The organism is Mycobacterium sp. 1245805.9 (assembly GCF_001672915.1).
In the GTDB taxonomy this organism is placed as follows: domain Bacteria; phylum Actinomycetota; class Actinomycetes; order Mycobacteriales; family Mycobacteriaceae; genus Mycobacterium.
The window spans coordinates 37371-52930 of sequence record NZ_LZKR01000171.1 but is presented as its reverse complement, the minus strand read 5'-3'; the positions used below and the strand labels follow the sequence as shown (position 1 = coordinate 52930).

At 69.0% G+C, this 15560-nt stretch carries 16 protein-coding genes; 9 read left to right on the top strand and 7 right to left on the bottom strand.

The genetic code is table 11. The annotated features are described in order from the left end of the window. Position 1: 1 nt before the first annotated feature. The 6 genes from rfbC to A9X00_RS32575 all read left to right on the top strand — a co-directional run bounded on the left by rfbC (position 2) and on the right by A9X00_RS32575 (position 7462). Positions 2 to 622 (top strand): dTDP-4-dehydrorhamnose 3,5-epimerase, encoded by a 621-nt coding sequence (gene rfbC / locus A9X00_RS23420; protein WP_067158866.1) that lies wholly within the window; start codon positions 2 to 4, stop codon positions 620 to 622. Then, complete coding sequence (locus A9X00_RS23415; RefSeq protein WP_067158865.1) at positions 619 to 1449, top strand: SDR family oxidoreductase; 831 nt, start codon at positions 619 to 621, stop codon at positions 1447 to 1449. Before rfbC ends, A9X00_RS23415 begins: the two co-directional genes overlap by 4 nt. Before the next feature lie 122 nt (positions 1450 to 1571). Further along, a complete protein-coding gene (locus A9X00_RS23410) occupies positions 1572 to 3017 on the top strand; it encodes a PecA family PE domain-processing aspartic protease (protein ID WP_067158863.1) in 1446 nt (481 codons plus the stop codon). Between the two features lie 103 nt (positions 3018 to 3120). Further along, positions 3121 to 5007, top strand: a complete 1887-nt coding sequence (locus A9X00_RS23405) for a PecA family PE domain-processing aspartic protease (RefSeq protein ID WP_082975462.1) — start codon at positions 3121 to 3123, stop codon at positions 5005 to 5007. A 258-nt stretch (positions 5008 to 5265) separates the two neighbouring features. Continuing rightward, complete coding sequence (locus A9X00_RS23400) at positions 5266 to 5580, top strand: hypothetical protein (RefSeq protein ID WP_067158861.1); 315 nt, start codon at positions 5266 to 5268, stop codon at positions 5578 to 5580. Positions 5581 to 5680: 100 nt separating this feature from the next. Then, on the top strand, positions 5681 to 7462 hold the full coding sequence (locus tag A9X00_RS32575; protein ID WP_067158925.1) for a PE domain-containing protein: 1782 nt from the start codon (positions 5681 to 5683) through the stop codon (positions 7460 to 7462). On the opposite strand, the gene A9X00_RS23390 is transcribed toward A9X00_RS32575, so the two are convergent. From A9X00_RS23390 to A9X00_RS23360, 7 genes are read right to left on the bottom strand one after another with little or no spacing between them, the layout of a single operon-like run. Next, positions 7413 to 7835 carry a hypothetical protein gene (locus A9X00_RS23390; protein WP_067158859.1) on the bottom strand — a complete coding sequence of 141 codons (423 nt, stop codon included), beginning with the start codon at positions 7833 to 7835 and terminating at the stop codon, positions 7413 to 7415. The genes A9X00_RS32575 and A9X00_RS23390 overlap by 50 nt on opposite strands. Beyond that, the gene (locus tag A9X00_RS23385) at positions 7832 to 8758 is read right to left on the bottom strand and encodes a metallophosphoesterase (RefSeq protein ID WP_067158858.1); all 927 of its coding nucleotides are present in this window, start codon (positions 8756 to 8758) and stop codon (positions 7832 to 7834) included. The genes A9X00_RS23390 and A9X00_RS23385 overlap by 4 nt, the downstream gene beginning before the upstream one ends. After that, a complete protein-coding gene (locus A9X00_RS23380) occupies positions 8755 to 9183 on the bottom strand; it encodes a cupredoxin family copper-binding protein (RefSeq protein WP_067158857.1) in 429 nt (142 codons plus the stop codon). Before A9X00_RS23380 ends, A9X00_RS23385 begins: the two co-directional genes overlap by 4 nt. 21 nt (positions 9184 to 9204) lie before the next feature. Further along, positions 9205 to 9891, bottom strand: a complete 687-nt coding sequence (locus A9X00_RS23375; protein ID WP_067158856.1) for a Rieske (2Fe-2S) protein — start codon at positions 9889 to 9891, stop codon at positions 9205 to 9207. Then, the gene (locus tag A9X00_RS23370) at positions 9888 to 10445 is read right to left on the bottom strand and encodes an RNA polymerase sigma factor (protein WP_067158855.1); all 558 of its coding nucleotides are present in this window, start codon (positions 10443 to 10445) and stop codon (positions 9888 to 9890) included. The genes A9X00_RS23375 and A9X00_RS23370 overlap by 4 nt, the downstream gene beginning before the upstream one ends. A gap of 17 nt (positions 10446 to 10462) precedes the next feature. Next, positions 10463 to 11887: an NAD(P)-binding protein gene (locus A9X00_RS23365; protein ID WP_067158854.1), complete on the bottom strand. Its 1425-nt coding sequence runs from the start codon at positions 11885 to 11887 to the stop codon at positions 10463 to 10465. A gap of 32 nt (positions 11888 to 11919) precedes the next feature. Then, on the bottom strand, positions 11920 to 12492 hold the full coding sequence (locus A9X00_RS23360; protein ID WP_067158853.1) for a TetR/AcrR family transcriptional regulator: 573 nt from the start codon (positions 12490 to 12492) through the stop codon (positions 11920 to 11922). Between the two features lie 83 nt (positions 12493 to 12575). On the opposite strand from A9X00_RS23360, the gene A9X00_RS23355 reads away from it, so the two are divergent. The 3 genes from A9X00_RS23355 to A9X00_RS23345 all read left to right on the top strand — a co-directional run bounded on the left by A9X00_RS23355 (position 12576) and on the right by A9X00_RS23345 (position 15556). Continuing rightward, on the top strand, positions 12576 to 13454 hold the full coding sequence (locus tag A9X00_RS23355) for an SDR family oxidoreductase (RefSeq protein ID WP_067158849.1): 879 nt from the start codon (positions 12576 to 12578) through the stop codon (positions 13452 to 13454). A gap of 15 nt (positions 13455 to 13469) precedes the next feature. Beyond that, a complete protein-coding gene (locus A9X00_RS23350; RefSeq protein ID WP_067158848.1) occupies positions 13470 to 13961 on the top strand; it encodes a pyridoxamine 5'-phosphate oxidase family protein in 492 nt (163 codons plus the stop codon). A gap of 74 nt (positions 13962 to 14035) precedes the next feature. Further along, complete coding sequence (locus tag A9X00_RS23345; protein WP_067158847.1) at positions 14036 to 15556, top strand: CoA-acylating methylmalonate-semialdehyde dehydrogenase; 1521 nt, start codon at positions 14036 to 14038, stop codon at positions 15554 to 15556. The last annotated feature ends 4 nt before the right edge of the window (positions 15557 to 15560 follow it).

Here is a 15560-nt window from a genome sequence, read left to right as displayed (position 1 = left end):
CATGAAGGTTCGAGAGCTCGCCATCCCGGGCGCCTGGGAAATCACCCCAACCATTCACGGCGACCCCCGCGGCTATTTCTTCGAGTGGCTCACCGACCGCGACTTCACCGCGTTCGCCGGCCACCGCCTGAACGTCCGGCAGGCCAACTGCTCGGTGTCCTCGGCCGGCGTGCTACGCGGCGTGCATTTCGCGCAGGTTCCACCCAGCCAGGCGAAATACGTGACCTGCGCGTCCGGTTCGGTCTTCGACGTCGTCGTCGACACCCGCGTCGGGTCACCGACTTTCGGGCAGTGGGACTCGGTCCTGCTCGACGACCAGGACCGCCGGACGATCTACATCTCCGAGGGCCTCGGGCACGGATTCCTTGCGCTGGAAGACAATTCGACGGTCGTGTACCTGTGCTCGTCGGAATACGACCCGCAGCGCGAGCACACCATCTCTGCCATGGATCCGACTCTGGCGATCGACTGGCCGACGGTCGACGGCGCCGCCCCCACGCTGTCCGACCGCGACGCCGTGGCGCCCAGCTTCGAGGAGGTGCGCGCCGCCGGCCTCCTGCCCACCTGGGAGGAGACGCAAAAATTCGCCGCCGGCCTGCGTGGGGAAATCAACGAAGCGTGAGCTTCACCGGGCGGGTCGCGTTCGTCACCGGTGGCGCGTCGGGCATCGGCGCCGCGCTGGCCACCAGGTTGGCCGACGGGGGCGCCGAGGTCTGGATCGCCGATCGCCAATTCGAGGCGGCGCAGGAACTGGCGCAGCGCCTTAGCGCCAAGGCGCACGCGATCGAGCTCGATGTGCGCGACTACCCGGCGTTCGAGCGCGCCGTCGCCGCGGCGGCGGAGCGATCCGGGCGGATCGACTACCTGTTCAACAACGCCGGCATCGGGGTGGGCGGCGAGGTCGACTCGTACACGCTCGACGACTGGAACGACGTCCTCGACGTGAACCTGCACGGCGTGGTGAACGGCATCCAGGCGGCGTACCCGATCATGATCCGGCAGCGCTCGGGCCACATCGTGCACACGGCCTCGATGGCCGGCCTGCTCCCCTCCCCCGGCGCGGTGAGCTACACCGCCGCCAAGCACGCCGTCGTCGCGATCTCGCGCGCGCTGCGGGCGGAGGCCGAACACCATGGCGTCAAGGTGTCGGTGCTGTGTCCCGGTGCCATCCGGACCCCGATCCTCACCGGCGGCACCTACGGGCGGATGACCAAGACCGGCGCCAGCGACGAGGCGCTGCTCAAGTTTTGGGAGCCGATGCGGCCCATGGCACCCGAGAAGTTCGCCGAGCGCGTCCTTCGCGCCGTGTCCCGCAATGACGCGATTATCATCGTGCCGGCGTGGTGGAAGGCATTTTGGTACCTTGATCGCCTCTCGCCGGCCATCTCGGCGCAGGCCGCGCGACACACGCTGAAACGCTTGCGCGCAATGCAGCCCCCACCCTCCTGACCATCGCCGCGCGGCCGAATTCCCGCCGAAAATAACCGCTTTCGCCAGATAGAACCGTTAATATCCGCTTGTCGCTGTAGTCGGGCCGCGACCGCTTCACGTGCCTTTACTGGAGGGGTCGGATGTCGTTTGTGTTGGCGGTTCCGGACGTAATGTCTGATGCGACAACAACTTTGGTGAACATCGGATCGACGATCAGCGCGGCCCAGGCGGCGGCCGCGGCGCCCACGACCGGTGTGCTCGCGGCGGCCGGCGACGAGGTGTCGACGGCCATCGCGGGGATGTTTTCTCAGTACGCCTCGGCGTATCAGGCGCTGAGCGCCCAAGCCGCGGCGTTTCACACGCAACTGCTGCAGACCCTCAACGCGGGCGCGAGTGCCTACGCGGCCACCGAGGCGGCCAACGCCACGCCGCTCGAGACACTCCAGCAAGACCTGCTGGGGCTGATCAATGCCCCGACCAACTCGCTGCTGGGACGCCCGCTGATCGGCAACGGCGCCAACGGCATAACGAATGCCCAGGGGGTGGGGACCCCGGGCGGCGCCGGCGGCCTGCTGTGGGGCAACGGCGGCAACGGCGGCAACAGCACCGCCGCCGGGGCGCCCGGCGGTGCGGGCGGTGCCGCCGGTCTGCTCGCCGGATACGGCGGCAACGGCGGTACCGGTGGCCCCGCCGCGCTCGGCGGTGCCGGCGGCCCCGGCGGCCTTTTGTGGGGTGCCGCCGGGGCCACGGGCGCTCCCGGCCTGGCCACCATCCCGCTCCAGCTGCAAGGCCAAGACCTGTATGTGAATATCTCGGTCGGCGGGGGGCCGACTGTCCCGGTGATCCTCGACACCGGGTCGCGCGGTCTCATTCTTCCGCCGCAGGACGTGAACATCGCGAGCCTCGGCACCGCCACGGGACACGGCAGCATCACGTACGGCGGATTCGGCAACTACCTGACCGAGAATTACGACACCTACACGACGACGGTGAATTTCGGGAACGGAATCGTGACCGCACCGACGACCGTCGCCGTCGTCACCTCCGTAACCCAGAACTTCATCTTCTCCTATCCGGCATCGCAGGCGCCCGCCATCTTGGGCGTCGGCGCCAACGGCTACGGTCCGACCAGCACCAGCCCGGTGACGGCGTTGCCGGGCGCCTTCGGTCAGGGTCTGCTCATCGACGAGCCCGCGAGGACCGTCAACTTTGGTCCCAACCCGCTACCGTCGTACGCGTCGGTGACGGGGGCCCCGATCACCACCCTCGACATCCGGATCAATAACGGCGCCCTGCAACAAACCACCGGCGCGTACATCGATTCCGGCGGTCTGGGCGGCTCCGTGCCCGACAACCTGGGGCCGCCCAACTCGGGTGGATACCTTCCGGCGGGAACCACCGTCTCCGTCTACACCCCCGACGGGACGACGCTGCTGTACACCACGACGGTCGGGGCGCAACAGACGAGCGTCGCGTCGAGTTTACTGGGGGGTTTCTTCAACACCGGGATCGCGCCGTTCCTCCAGCATCCGATCTATCTCTCTTACAGCCCAACCGGTTTCGGGACAATCACCTTCGATACCTAAATGCGTTGAAAATAAACGCTTCCGCGACGAGTACTGCTATTGTCCGCATGTCGCACAACGGGCCCGCGACCACTTGCTGCATTGGCTATTGCTGGAGGAGCGGATGTCGTTCGTGATCGCGGTTCCCGAATTGGTGACCGACGCCGCAACAAGTTTGGAGAGCCTCGGCTCGACGATCACTGCGGCCCAGGCGGCCGCGGCCACGCCCACGACGGGGCTGCTGGCCGCCGCCGAAGACGAGGTGTCGACGGCCATCGCGGCACTGTTCTCCCAGCACGCCACGGCATATCAGGCACTCAGCACGCAGGCCGCGGCATTCCACGCCCAGCTGGTGCAGACCCTCAATGCGGGCGCGGGCGCCTACGCCGCCGCCGAGACCACCAGCGCCGCGTCGCTGCAGACCCTCGAGCAGGACGTCCTCACCGCGATCAACACGCCCACCGAGCTGACATTGGGGCGCCCGCTGATCGGCAACGGTGTCGACGGCACCACCAGTGACCAAGGCGTGGGTTCGGCCGGCGGGCCCGGTGGAATCCTGTGGGGCAACGGCGGTCACGGCGGCGCCAGCTTCGCCGCCGGCGCGCCCGGCGGTGCCGGCGGTCCGGCCGGCTTGCTGGGCTCCGGCGGCACCGGCGGGATGGGCGGCTTCGGCGGGTCCGGCGGGACCGGGGGCACCGGCGGCTTGCTGTGGGGCAACGGCGGCGTCGGGGGTCTCGGCGGGCCGACCGGGACCGGCGGTGCCGGCGGCAACGCGCTGTTCTTCGGCCACGGCGGCATGGGCGGCCAGGGCGGGACATTCAACACCGGCGCCGCGGGCGGCCCCGGCGGCAGCGGCGGGACCGGGGGCACCGGCGGCTTGCTATGGGGCGACGGCGGTTTCGGCGGCACGGGCGGCCCATTCGCGAACGGCGGCACCGGCGGCAACGCGCAGTGGCTCGGCAACGGCGGCGCCGGCGGAATCGGTGGCGCCTTCGCCAACGGCGGGATCGGCGGTGCCGGCGGGCATCTGGCCGGCAACGGCGGCGCCGGCGGGACCGGCGGGGTGATCACCGGCGCCGGCGGCACCGGCGGCCCCGGCGGCCAATTCTTCGGCCACTCCGGCACGGTGGGCGCCGGAGGCGGCCAGGCCAGCATCGCCTTGAACGGTGTCAACGGGGGTGTCGGGCGGCCCACGGTAGCGGTCGCCGTCAACGACGGACCGACCGTGCAGGCGTTGCTCGACACCGGGTCCACCGCCGCCCTCTTCCCACAGGCCGATGTCAACATGCAGTCCCTCGGGAACCCGATCGGCCCGTCGCGGACCTATTCCTTCGGCCCGCCGGAAGACAGAACGGTCGACACCTACACCCCGTACACCGCGTCGCTGAACTTCGGGAACGGAATCGTCAGCAAGCCGATGACCATCGGCGTCATCACCGCCGAGACGCGCAACGAGGTGCCCCACACGCCGACCGAAATCGTCCTCGGTGTGGGAGCCAATACGCAAGATTCCCCATATTTCACCACCAGTCCCGTACAGCAGTTGCCGGGTGTCCTCGGTCAGGGTGTGTTCGTCAACGAGGCCACGGCGCATCCGTTTGTGCAATTCGGCTCCAACCCGGGAACCGCGTTCGCCTCGATTACGGGGGCGCCGTTCACCAACGCCTTGCAGGTGTCGGTGAACGGCGGGCCGCTCCAACCTCTCACCGATGCCATTGTCGATACCGGAGGCAATGGCGGCAACATCCCGCAAGACATCGTCCCCGGCTACACCCCCGGCCAGTACCTGCCGCAGGGAACGACTATTCAGGTCAGTATCCAAGGCATCAACCAGCCGCTCTACACAGAGACGCTGGCCGCGGATTCGATGCAGGTCACCGTGGCCCAGAATGTTGTTCCCCCCGCCGACCCCGGGTTCTTCAACACTGGAAACTATATCTTCAAGCAGATTCCGATCTACTTCTCATACAGCCCGAACGGTCAGGGGACGATCTATTTCGATCAGCCGTGACCCGGCCTAGGAGGCGGCGGCAAAGCGCCGGGCCCGGCCACGGTCCGATCCAATTGCAGGGCCAAGACCTCTACGCGAGCGTGTCGGTCGGCGGCGGGCCAACGGTGCCCGCAATCGTGGACACCGGGTCCAGGGGGCTATTCTGCCGCCGCAAGACGTGAACACGCAGAGCCTCGGCGCGGTGGCCGGGCAAGGCAGCGTCACCTACGGCGAACCCGGCAACCAGCTGATCGAGAACTTCAAAACCTAGTCGACACAGTGAATTTCGGCAACGGGATTGTCACCGCGCCGGCCACCGTCGCCGTCGTCACCTCCGCGATCCTGAATGGCGTCGCGTATTCGACCGCACAGCTGCCCGCCATTCTGGGCGTCGGGGTCAATCCCGGCGGCCCGCCGAGCACCAGCCCCGTGACGACGCTGCTGTACACCACGACGGTCGGGGCACAACAGGCGAGCGTCGCGTCGAGTTTACTGGGGGGTTTCTTCAACACCGGGATCGCGCCGTTCCTCCAGCATCCGATCTACTTCTCCTACAGCCCAACCGGTTTCGGGACAATGACCTTCGATACTTAAATGCGTTGAAAATAAACGCTTCCGCGACGAGGACTGCTATTGTCCGCATGTCGCACATCGGGCCCGCGACCTTATGCCTTGGCTACTGCTGGAGGGTTGGATGTCGTTTGTGATCGCGGTTCCCGAATTGGTGACCGACGCCGCAACAAGTTTGGAGAGCCTCGGCTCGACGATCAGTGCGGCCCAGGTGGCCGCGGCCACGTCCACGACGGGGCTGCTGGCCGCCGCCGAAGACGAGGTGTCGACGGCCATCGCGGCACTGTTCTCCCAGCACGGCTCGGCATATCAGGCACTCAGCGCGCAGGCCGCGGCGTTTCACACCGGGTTGGTGCGGACTCTCCAGGCGGGCGCGGGCGCGTACGCGGGCACCGAGCGCGCGTTCGCGGCGCCGCTGCGGGCCCTCGAGAAGGACGCCCTGGACCTGATTAACGCGCCGACCGACACGCTCCTGGGGCGCCCGCTGATCGGCAACGGCGCCAACGGAACCACCACCGCCGAGGGAGTGGGAACACCCGGTGGGGCCGGCGGAATCCTGTGGGGCAACGGCGGAAACGGTGGGGACAGCATCGCGCTCGGGGTGCCCGGCGGGGCCGGCGGTCCGGCCGGACTGATCGGCAGGGGCGGCACCGGCGGCATGGGCGGCTGGGCCGCGCCGGGAGGGACCGGCGGCGCCGGGGGCTGGCTGTGGGGCAACGGCGGCGCCGGTGGCATCGGCGGACCCACCGCCCCGGGCGGGACCGGAGGCAGCGCACACTGGTTCGGCGCCGGGGGCACCGGCGGCCTCGGCGGCGAACCGGGCCCCGCCACACCGACCGGCACGGGCACCATGCTGGGAGCCGGCCAGGGCGGCACCGGCGGCAACGGCGGGCTGTGGGTCGGCAACGGCGGCGCCGGCGGCCAGGGCGGCGTCCTCTCGGGTGCCGGCGGCCACGGCGGTACCGGCGGCGAATTCGGCCACTCCGGCGCCACCGGCGCACCTGGCGGCGACCCCATCGTCGACCTCCAGATGAATGTCAACAAACCGCGCTTCGAAGTCACCGTAGAGGGCGGCACACCCGTGTGGGCGACGGTTGACTCGGGTGCCACCTACACCTTGGTGCCAAAGCAATACGTCAATGTAGCGGCCCTCGGCGCCCCGATCGCAACAAATAAAACCGTCTCCTTCGGCACGGGCCCGTATACCCGGACCGACACCTACGACCTGTACTACGGCGAGCTGAATTTCGGCAATGGGATAATCACCCATCCCACCACGATTGGCGTTGTCACGAACGAAACGACCACCAACCAAGGCATCACCACCACAGTCCCGCAGAACCAATGGCGGGCCCTGATCGGCGTCGGAGAAAATTCGTTCGCCAAGGGCGATTTCCCCACCACCTCCCTGCAGGCGTTGCCGGACCCGCTCAATCAGGGCCTCCTCATCAACCAGCCCCGGCATTATTTCGAGTTCGGACCCAATCCTCTACCGGGCTTCGCCTCTGTTCCCGGAGTGCCCTTCGGCACCGGACTGACGCTATCGCTCGATGGTGGAAATACGTGGCAGCCCATCACCGGCCTCATCGATTCGGGCGGCGCGAGCGGATTCGTTCCCGCTTCCCTATTCCCCAACCAGCCGCTCGGCGCCGACATACCCGTCGGAACGTCGCTCACCGTCGGCGTCCAAACCGCGCCAGGTGAGGTGACGACGCTCTACACGCAGACGATCACCAGCACCACCGGGACCGTGTACACCCCGTACACCATTCAAGGCGTCAATATCGCTCCAGGCATCACTGTCGATTTCAACAGCGGCAATTACCCCTACACGCAGATGCCCATCTATATGTCGTTCAGCCCGGCAGGCCAAGGGACGACAGTCTTCGATCAGCAAGGCCCGTAAAATTGCGCCTTGGCCGGAGCGCCCCGGTCAAGGCAACCGCCCACAGCAGCACGCACAGCGCTTCGGAGACCACGGACAGTGCCGCATGCGGCGCGGGGTCCCACCCGCGCTCGGTGAAGCCAAAGAGCCCAACGGTTCTCGACAGCGCGAAGGCGACCAGGGATCCGCCCGCCAACGCGGCGGCCGACCACTCCACCCACCACGGACCGCCCGCGGCCACCAGCAGGGCCAGCGAGAACGAGACGCTGGCTTGGATCAGGAAGCTGGTGCCGATCATCGGGATGTGCTGGTAGCCGTGGACATACAGGTAGGCGTGGCTGAAGGCGCTGACGGCCAGGGACGCGGCCAGCGCCAGCCGGAGGAAGATTTTCATTGCAGCTTGGTCTCTTTCAGTGCGAGGGCGGCCTGGCCCTTGGTGTAGTTGACCTCGCGGATCCCCAGGGCGTCGTGCAACTTGCCCGCCGGCAGCGTGATCGGCTTGGGCGCCGGCCCGTCACCGGGGTGGGGCAGCGGGTAGGCGGTCGTCGTCCCGCTGTAGAACGTGACGTTGCCCTCCGTCTTGGAAAACAGTTGGTGCACATGCCCGTTGAGGCAGGTTACCGACGAGAACCGGCTCAGGTAGCTCAACGCCTGGGTGGCGTCGTCGGTGCCCCAGCCCCAGTCCGGGTACATCGCGAACAACGGGATGTGGCTGAACACGATGATGGGCGTATCGCTGGACAACCCCGCGACGTCCTTCTCGACGAACTCCAGCTGGTCGACGCCAAGATGCCCGAGCTTCTTCAGGTTCAGGGTGTTCACCAGCGCGATCACGTGCACACCGGCGACGTCGAAGCTGTACCACCCGTCGCCGCGGGTCCCCGCACCGAACACGCTGCGGTACTTCTGCCCCGCGTCGTCGACCGAATCGTGTTCGCCGGGCACCGTGAACACATGCGGCGATTGCACCTTGGTCAGCATCTGCTTGACCTGGTCGAACTGCGCGGGGGTCGACAGGTGGGTGAGGTCGCCGGTGTGGATGACGAAATCCGGTGTGTAGCCGAGGCCGTTGAGCTGATCGATCGCGTGGCCGAAGGTGCCGGCGACGTCCGGGTTGGGCGGGCCGGAAAAGCCGATGTGGCTGTCGCTCACCTGGGCGAAGCGCAGCGTGGGCCGAGCGCCGGTGTGCGACGCCGACGCCGTCCCGGCGACGTGCGAGATGACCTCGCCGCCGACGACGGCGAAGCCGACCGCCGCGCCGAACCACGCCGAGTGCCGGATGAGCTGGCGGCGCGTCATGGTGTTCGGATCGTTCATCCCGTCACCACCACGGTGCCGTGCATCATCGGGTGAATCGAGCAGACGTAGTCGAACTTCCCCGCGGTGGGAAAGGTGTGCGAGAAGGTCGCACCCGTCCCCATCCCGGGCGACTTGAACGACCCGTCGGCCGCGGCGACCGTGTGCGGTTCCTCGTCTTTGTTGGTCCACGTGACGGTGCTGCCGGCCTTGACGGTCAGGGTGGCCGGCGCGAACGCGAAGTTGTCGATCGTGACCGCGTCGCCGTCGGCCGCGGCCGGCGACCCCGTCACCGGCGCCGTGCTCATCCCCGGCGTGCCGCTGGCATTCGATCCGAAGGTCACCGACGGCGCCTGCGCGGCGGGCGGCGACGACGAGCAGCCGGCCAGCAGCACCCCGACGGCCGACGCCGCGACCGCATGTTTTCGAAGCTTGGCGATGTTCATGCCAAGAGATATGGCGGCGGGTTACACGTCGCGACGCGGCGGGGCGAATACCTCGATCACGCCGTCGATCTCGCGAACCATCAGCTCGGGCAAGGGCTTTGGGGCGATCGGCAGCTGATGGGTACGCACCTGCCCGCTGGGCGAGAACGACGTGGTGTGGCACGGGCAGTGCAGCGCGTCGTCCTGTGCGTCGAACCAGAGCCGGCAGCCCTGATGGGTGCAGACGCCGGAGATGGCCTGGGGCTTGCCGTCGACGCGGTGGACGAACCCGCTGACCGAGCCGAGGTCGAACGGATGCATGACGCCGTCGGGCACCTCCGCGCTCGACGCGACGCGCTGCCAGCTGCCGTCGTTGGGCGTCAACTCACCCGCGACCGCGGGGCCCTGCGCGGGGCTGCCGATCAGGGCACGATCGATGGACACCGCGGCGGCCGCGGCGGCCGCGGCGGCCGACGTGCCCACGATGACCTGTCGGCGCGTGGTGCTCTGCTTGGGCACCGGCGCCGGCGCGCCGTCCATCTGCTCCGCCAGGCGCCGGTGCAGGTCGGCGAGGAACTCCTGGCGCGGCTCGGCGTCCGCCTGCCCCGCCGCCCGCAGCTCGATCGCCGTGCGGATCTGCGCCGCCTCGAAGTCGTCGGGCGCAAACGGCTTCGGGCGGCGCCCCCGCAACAGGTCATCGACATAGCGCCGCATCCCTCGCGCGTTCATCGTGGACCTCCATCGTTGACCTGCGCCGCCAGCCGCAGGGCGCGGTGCTGCAGCACCTTGGCGTTGGCGACGCTGATCCCAAGCGCGGCGGCGGAGTCCTTGATCGAGTTTCCTTGCAGGAAACGACTTTCGAGTATCTGGCGATACCGGTCCGGCAGACCGTCGAGAACCCGCGCGACGCGCTGGGGCGCGGTGCTGATCGCTTCCTCGCTCTCGGGGGGTTGTTCGATGTCGTCGATCGAGGTTATCTCCCGGCCCATGGTCTCGCGCCAGTGCGCGGCCAGCACCGTCCTGGCCGTGGCCCGCAGGTAGGCGCGCACCTCGCCGACGGTCGCCGTCAGGCGCAGCGGCCGCAGCGCCGCCAGAAACACCTCGGCGGTGAGGTCCTCGGCGTCGGCGCGGTTGCCCACCCGCGCGAACAGCGTGCGGTACACCCACGACGCATTGTCGGAGTACACCGCTTCCCAGTCGGGATAGCTTTCAAAACCGCTGTCGGGCACCGCGCGCAGCGGTCGCGAGACTAGCGGTTCCTTGGGGTCGTTTTGCGCCGCCACGGTCCTCCTTCACCGATTCAATATCGGACCGGGTTACACGCGTCGGCTTCCAGGGCCATCAGCTCGTCCAGTTTCGCGGCGGCGGCCGCCAGGGCCGACTTGGCCATGCCCAGAAGCCTCTCCCGCACCCGCGGCTTCGCCGACGCGGGCGCCAGCGAGTCGCCCAGCAGGCGGCCGAAGACGTCCAGGCGCGCCGCCGCGAGCCAGGCGGTCAACTGCGGGTCCTCGAGCCAGCGCAGCTGATTGCGGTAGTAGGCCCGCGTGATGCGCAGCCAGTCCAGGTCCGTGTCGGGATGCGGCAACGGGTCGCACAGCTCGTTCTTCACGGCGTCGTCGGGGTACGCGGCCTCGACGTGGGCGACCAGCGCGGCGCTGAACACCTGCTGGCAGCCGCGCACACTTTGCAGCGTGATGCCATGGCCGTCGAAAATCGGTGTGGCGGGCCGCTTCTCGGCGCCGTCGGCGGTGCAGTCGACGTACAGCGCCGAGGCGTCCACGGGCACGGTGCCGCCCTCGAGGACGGCCTCGCCGGCGTCGGCGCGCAGCAGGTGGCCCATGCGCACCACGTCGGTGATGCGCCGCAGCTGCTCCAACTCGGCGTGGGTGACGGTCGCGCAGCGGTACATGGCCGGCCGGATCGCCGGGTCGAGGCGCAGCAGCGCGCCGGCTTCCTCGAGGCGGGCGAACAGGTCGTCGACCGACGCCGCGTCGCGGATCGCCCGCAGCTGCGCGGTGACGGCGGTCTTGATCTTCTCGGCGAACGGCGATCCCGGTTGCAGCGTCGCGCGATCGAGCAACCACGAGTCCCGCGGCATGATCCACGTCAGCCGCTCCGGTGCGATGCCCTGGCCCAGCAGCCACAGGCACACGTCGATGCCGGTCTTGCCGGCCCCGACGACGACGTAACGGGGGCGGGCCGCCAGCCGGGGCAGCTCGTTGGGCGCGACGCAGTCGACGCCGGGCGCCACCCGGTACGGCGGCGGCCGCATCGAGGGCACCACGACGCGCATGTAGGTGGCGTCGACGATGCGGCGCGTCACGTGGACGGCGTAGTCGGTCCCGGCCAGCGTGGTGAACCGGCCGTCACCGGAGTATTCGCTCATCGGGAAGTAGGAGACGCGCCCGGTGGGCAGCAACCGCTGGCGCATGACGTGGTCGTAGTAGGCGCAGACCTCGCCCGCGGTCGCCAACTCGTAAAGCCCTTGGTTCCAACCGACTTGGTCGATCGTGTCGCTGCCCAGGGGCAGCGAGTTGACGCCGTAGAACGCCGACGGCTGATGCAGCCGCACGAACGGGTAGGCCATGGTCCAGTGCCCACCCGGCTGATGGTTGCGGTCCACCAGCACCACGCGTGCCTCGGTTTCGGTGACCAGCGTGTCGATGAACGCCATCCCCATGGCGCCCGCGCCGACGACCAGGTAGTCGGCCTCGATGGTGCGCATACGGGCTCAAGGCTAATCGGCCCGGGGTCGGTTCAGCGGATTTCGGCCGCCGCGGTGCGCAGGTCCTCCAGGGCCGCGCGGGCCAATTCGCCCAGGCTCCGGTCACCGTCGGCCGTAACCCATTCGGCGAACGCCTCTTTGAACGCGAGCCCACCCAGCTCGGCGGCCAGGGCGGCCACCCGCTCCGGCACGCCGCGCGCCCGCAGCGCGTCCGCCACGGCCGCGGCGAGGCCGACCTGCTTGAGCGCATCGCGCTCCTGCAGTTCGGTGCTGGTGGCGATGACGGCCTTCACCCGCGGAGCGAGCTCGCGATTGAACGGCGCCAGCTCCCCGGTCGCGCGCTCCAGCCCGGCGGCGACCGCCTCGAGCGGAGTGGCGTCCGCGGGCGCCGAGGCGATGCCCTCGGTGAGCAGTCGCGACAGCGTCTCCTGCCCGGCCGCCAGCACCTCCCGCTTGTCGGGGAAATACCGGAAGAAGGTGCTCTTGGTCAGGCCGGCCCGATCGGCGATCTCGGCGACGGTGGTGCGGTCGTAGCCCTGCTCGGAGAACAGGTGCAGCGCCGCCTCGACCAGGCGCGCACGCGCATCGGGTTCCCAGCGGGGCATGCCGCCATCGTAGCGATGGGACCTTTATCCCATCATCGTGGTAGCGTGATGAGACATTAGTCCCATCACTGGAGGAGTGTGTCATGCGAGTTTTCGTCACGGGTGCCACCGGCGGGGTCGGCTCGGCGGTCGTTCCCGAGCTCATCGGGGCGGGCCACCAGGTCCTGGCGCTGGCCCGCTCCGACGCGTCGGCCCGGGCCGCCGCCGAGATGGGGGCCGGCGTGCTGCGCGGCGACCTCGACGACCCCGAGAGCCTGCGCGTCGGCGCCAAGGAGTCCGACGGGGTCGTCCACCTCGCCTTCCTGCACTTCGGCGACTTCGAAAGGGCGATCGCCCAGGAGGCGGCCGCGGTCGAGACGTTCGGCGCCGCCCTCGCCGGGAGCGGCAAGCCGTTCGTCATGGCCTCGGGCACGCCGGCCCTCGCCGGCCGCGTCGCCACCGAGCGTGATGCGGCGCCGACCGACGGACCCATCGGCGGGCGCGGCCGCAACGCCCGGGCCGCCCTGCAGCTGGCCGGCAACGACGTCCGGTCGGCGGTGGTCCGCCTCCCCCGCTCCGTCCACCGGGCGGGCGGCCCCTGCGGGTTCGCCTCCCTGCTCGTCGCGGCCGCCCGAGGGACCGGTGTGTCCGGGTACGTCGGCGACGGCACCCAGCGCTGGCCGGCCGTGCACGTCCTCGACGCCGCCCTGCTCTTCCGCCTGGTCCTCGAACAGGCCGATCCCGGGACGGTGGCGCACGCCGTCGGCGACGAGGGTGACCCGATGCGCGCGCTGGCCGAGACCATCGGGCGCCAGCTCGGTCTCCCCGCGGCGTCGGTCCCCGCCGAGCATTTCGGGCCCCTCGGCGCCGTCTACGCCCTGGACCAGCCGGCCTCGAGCGCGCTGACCCAGGAGAGATTCGGCTGGCGGCCTACCCACCCGAGCCTGCTGGAGGACCTGGAGGCCGGAAACTACCCGGTCTGAACTACGGTCGCGACCATGATCAGCTGGAGGGAGTTCACCCAGGCCGCTCCGCGAATCGCGACCACGTTCACCCGCCGCCACAGCGCCACCGGCAACCTGTGCATGCTGGGCACGCTTCGCTCGGACGGCTTTCCCCGGATCAGCCCGATCGAACCGAGGGTGTTCGAGGATCAGCTCTGGATCGTGGGCATGCCCGATACGACGAAATTCCATGACCTGTCTCGCGATCCGCGCTTCTGCCTGCACACCGCCACCGTCGACACCGAGGTCAAGGACGGCGACGCGAAGCTGTTCGGCGTTGTCGAAGACATCCCGGACAGGGCCTTGCAGCAACGGTTCGCCGAAGCCCTCTACCACCAGACCGGCCTGGACATTCGAGGGCAGGAGTTCGATCACTTCTACCGGGCCGCCCTGACCGGTGCGTCCGCGGTCGAGGTGACCGATGGCCACCTGGACATCACGATCTGGAAGCCCGGCGAGGCCGAGCGCGTCGTACGCAAGCACTGACCGCCTTGCCAACGCCCGAGCCGCGTTACTAGGATATGCAAGTATTCGACGCGCAACGACGACTCGAGGGCACCATGACCACACAGATCCCGCACTTCATCGATGGGAAGCGCACCGCCGGCCAGTCCGGCCGCACCGCCGACGTCTTGAACCCCAGCACCGGCGAAGTGCAGGCGAAGGTTCCGATGGCCGGCAAGGCCGACGTCGACGCGGCGGTGGCCTCGGCCGTCGAGGCCCAAAAGGATTGGGCGGCATGGAATCCGCAGCGACGCGCCCGCGTGATGATGCGCTTCATCGAGCTGGTCAACAAGAACAGCGACGAGCTGGCCGAGCTGCTGTCGCTCGAGCACGGCAAGACGGTGGCCGACTCCAAGGGCGACATCCAGCGCGGCATCGAGGTCATCGAGTTCTGCATCGGGATCCCGCACCTGCTCAAGGGCGAGTACAGCGAGGGCGCGGGGCCGGGCATCGATGTCTACTCGCTGCGCCAGCCGCTGGGTGTGGTCGCGGGCATCACCCCGTTCAACTTCCCGGCGATGATCCCGCTATGGAAGGCCGGGCCCGCGCTGGCGTGCGGAAACGCGTTCGTGCTCAAGCCCAGTGAGCGTGACCCGTCGGTGCCGGTGCGGTTGGCCGAGCTGTTCTTGGAGGCCGGACTGCCGCCGGGCGTGTTCCAGGTCGTGCACGGCGACAAGGAGGCCGTCGACGCGATCCTGCACCACCCCGACATCAAGGCCGTCGGGTTCGTCGGCAGCTCCGACATCGCCCACTACATCTATTCCACCGCCGCGGCCACCGGCAAGCGGTCGCAATGCTTCGGCGGCGCCAAGAACCACATGATCGTGATGCCCGACGCCGACCTCGACCAGGCCGTCGACGCGCTGATCGGCGCCGGTTACGGCAGCGCCGGCGAACGCTGCATGGCGATCAGCGTCGCGGTTCCGGTCGGCGAGCAGACCGCGGATCGGTTGCGCGCCAGGCTGATCGAGCGGATCAACAACCTGCGCGTCGGCCACAGCCTGGACCCGAAGGCCGACTACGGCCCGCTGGTCACCGATGCTGCGCTGGCGCGGGTACGCGACTATATCGGCCAGGGTGTGGCCGCCGGTGCCGAGCTGGTGATCGACGGCCGCGAGCGGGCCAGCGACGACCTGACGTTCGGCGACACCAGCCTGGAGGGCGGATTCTTCATCGGCCCAACCCTTTTCGACCATGTCACCCCGGAGATGTCGATCTACACCGACGAGATCTTCGGGCCGGTGCTGTGCATCGTAAGGGCGCACGACTACGAAGAGGCGCTGCGGCTTCCCTCCGAGCACGAGTACGGCAATGGCGTGGCGGTCTTCACCCGCGACGGCGACACCGCCCGCGACTTCGTCTCGCGCGTGCAGGTCGGCATGGTCGGCGTCAACGTGCCGATCCCGGTGCCGGTGGCCTACCACACCTTCGGCGGCTGGAAGCGCTCGGGCTTCGGCGACCTGAACCAGCACGGGCCAGCGTCGATCCAGTTCTACACCAAGGTCAAGACCGTCACGTCGCGGTGGCCGTCGGGCATCAAGGATGGCGCCGAATTCGTCATCCCGACAATGAATTAGGCGC

Excerpts from the sequence above, each read along its gene's own strand:
- rfbC (WP_067158866.1), top strand. The coding sequence starts at position 2 with ATGAAGGTTCGAGAGCTCGCCATCCCGGGCGCCTGGGAAATCACCCCA.
- A9X00_RS23410 (WP_067158863.1), top strand. The coding sequence starts at position 1,572 with ATGTCGTTTGTGTTGGCGGTTCCGGACGTAATGTCTGATGCGACAACA.
- A9X00_RS23405 (WP_082975462.1), top strand. The coding sequence starts at position 3,121 with ATGTCGTTCGTGATCGCGGTTCCCGAATTGGTGACCGACGCCGCAACA.
- A9X00_RS32575 (WP_067158925.1), top strand. The coding sequence starts at position 5,681 with ATGTCGTTTGTGATCGCGGTTCCCGAATTGGTGACCGACGCCGCAACA.
- A9X00_RS23390 (WP_067158859.1), bottom strand. The coding sequence starts at position 7,835 with ATGAAAATCTTCCTCCGGCTGGCGCTGGCCGCGTCCCTGGCCGTCAGC.
- A9X00_RS23385 (WP_067158858.1), bottom strand. The coding sequence starts at position 8,758 with ATGAACGATCCGAACACCATGACGCGCCGCCAGCTCATCCGGCACTCG.
- A9X00_RS23380 (WP_067158857.1), bottom strand. The coding sequence starts at position 9,183 with ATGAACATCGCCAAGCTTCGAAAACATGCGGTCGCGGCGTCGGCCGTC.
- A9X00_RS23375 (WP_067158856.1), bottom strand. The coding sequence starts at position 9,891 with ATGAACGCGCGAGGGATGCGGCGCTATGTCGATGACCTGTTGCGGGGG.
- A9X00_RS23365 (WP_067158854.1), bottom strand. The coding sequence starts at position 11,887 with ATGCGCACCATCGAGGCCGACTACCTGGTCGTCGGCGCGGGCGCCATG.
- A9X00_RS23360 (WP_067158853.1), bottom strand. The coding sequence starts at position 12,492 with ATGCCCCGCTGGGAACCCGATGCGCGTGCGCGCCTGGTCGAGGCGGCG.
- A9X00_RS23355 (WP_067158849.1), top strand. The coding sequence starts at position 12,576 with ATGCGAGTTTTCGTCACGGGTGCCACCGGCGGGGTCGGCTCGGCGGTC.
- A9X00_RS23350 (WP_067158848.1), top strand. The coding sequence starts at position 13,470 with ATGATCAGCTGGAGGGAGTTCACCCAGGCCGCTCCGCGAATCGCGACC.
- A9X00_RS23345 (WP_067158847.1), top strand. The coding sequence starts at position 14,036 with ATGACCACACAGATCCCGCACTTCATCGATGGGAAGCGCACCGCCGGC.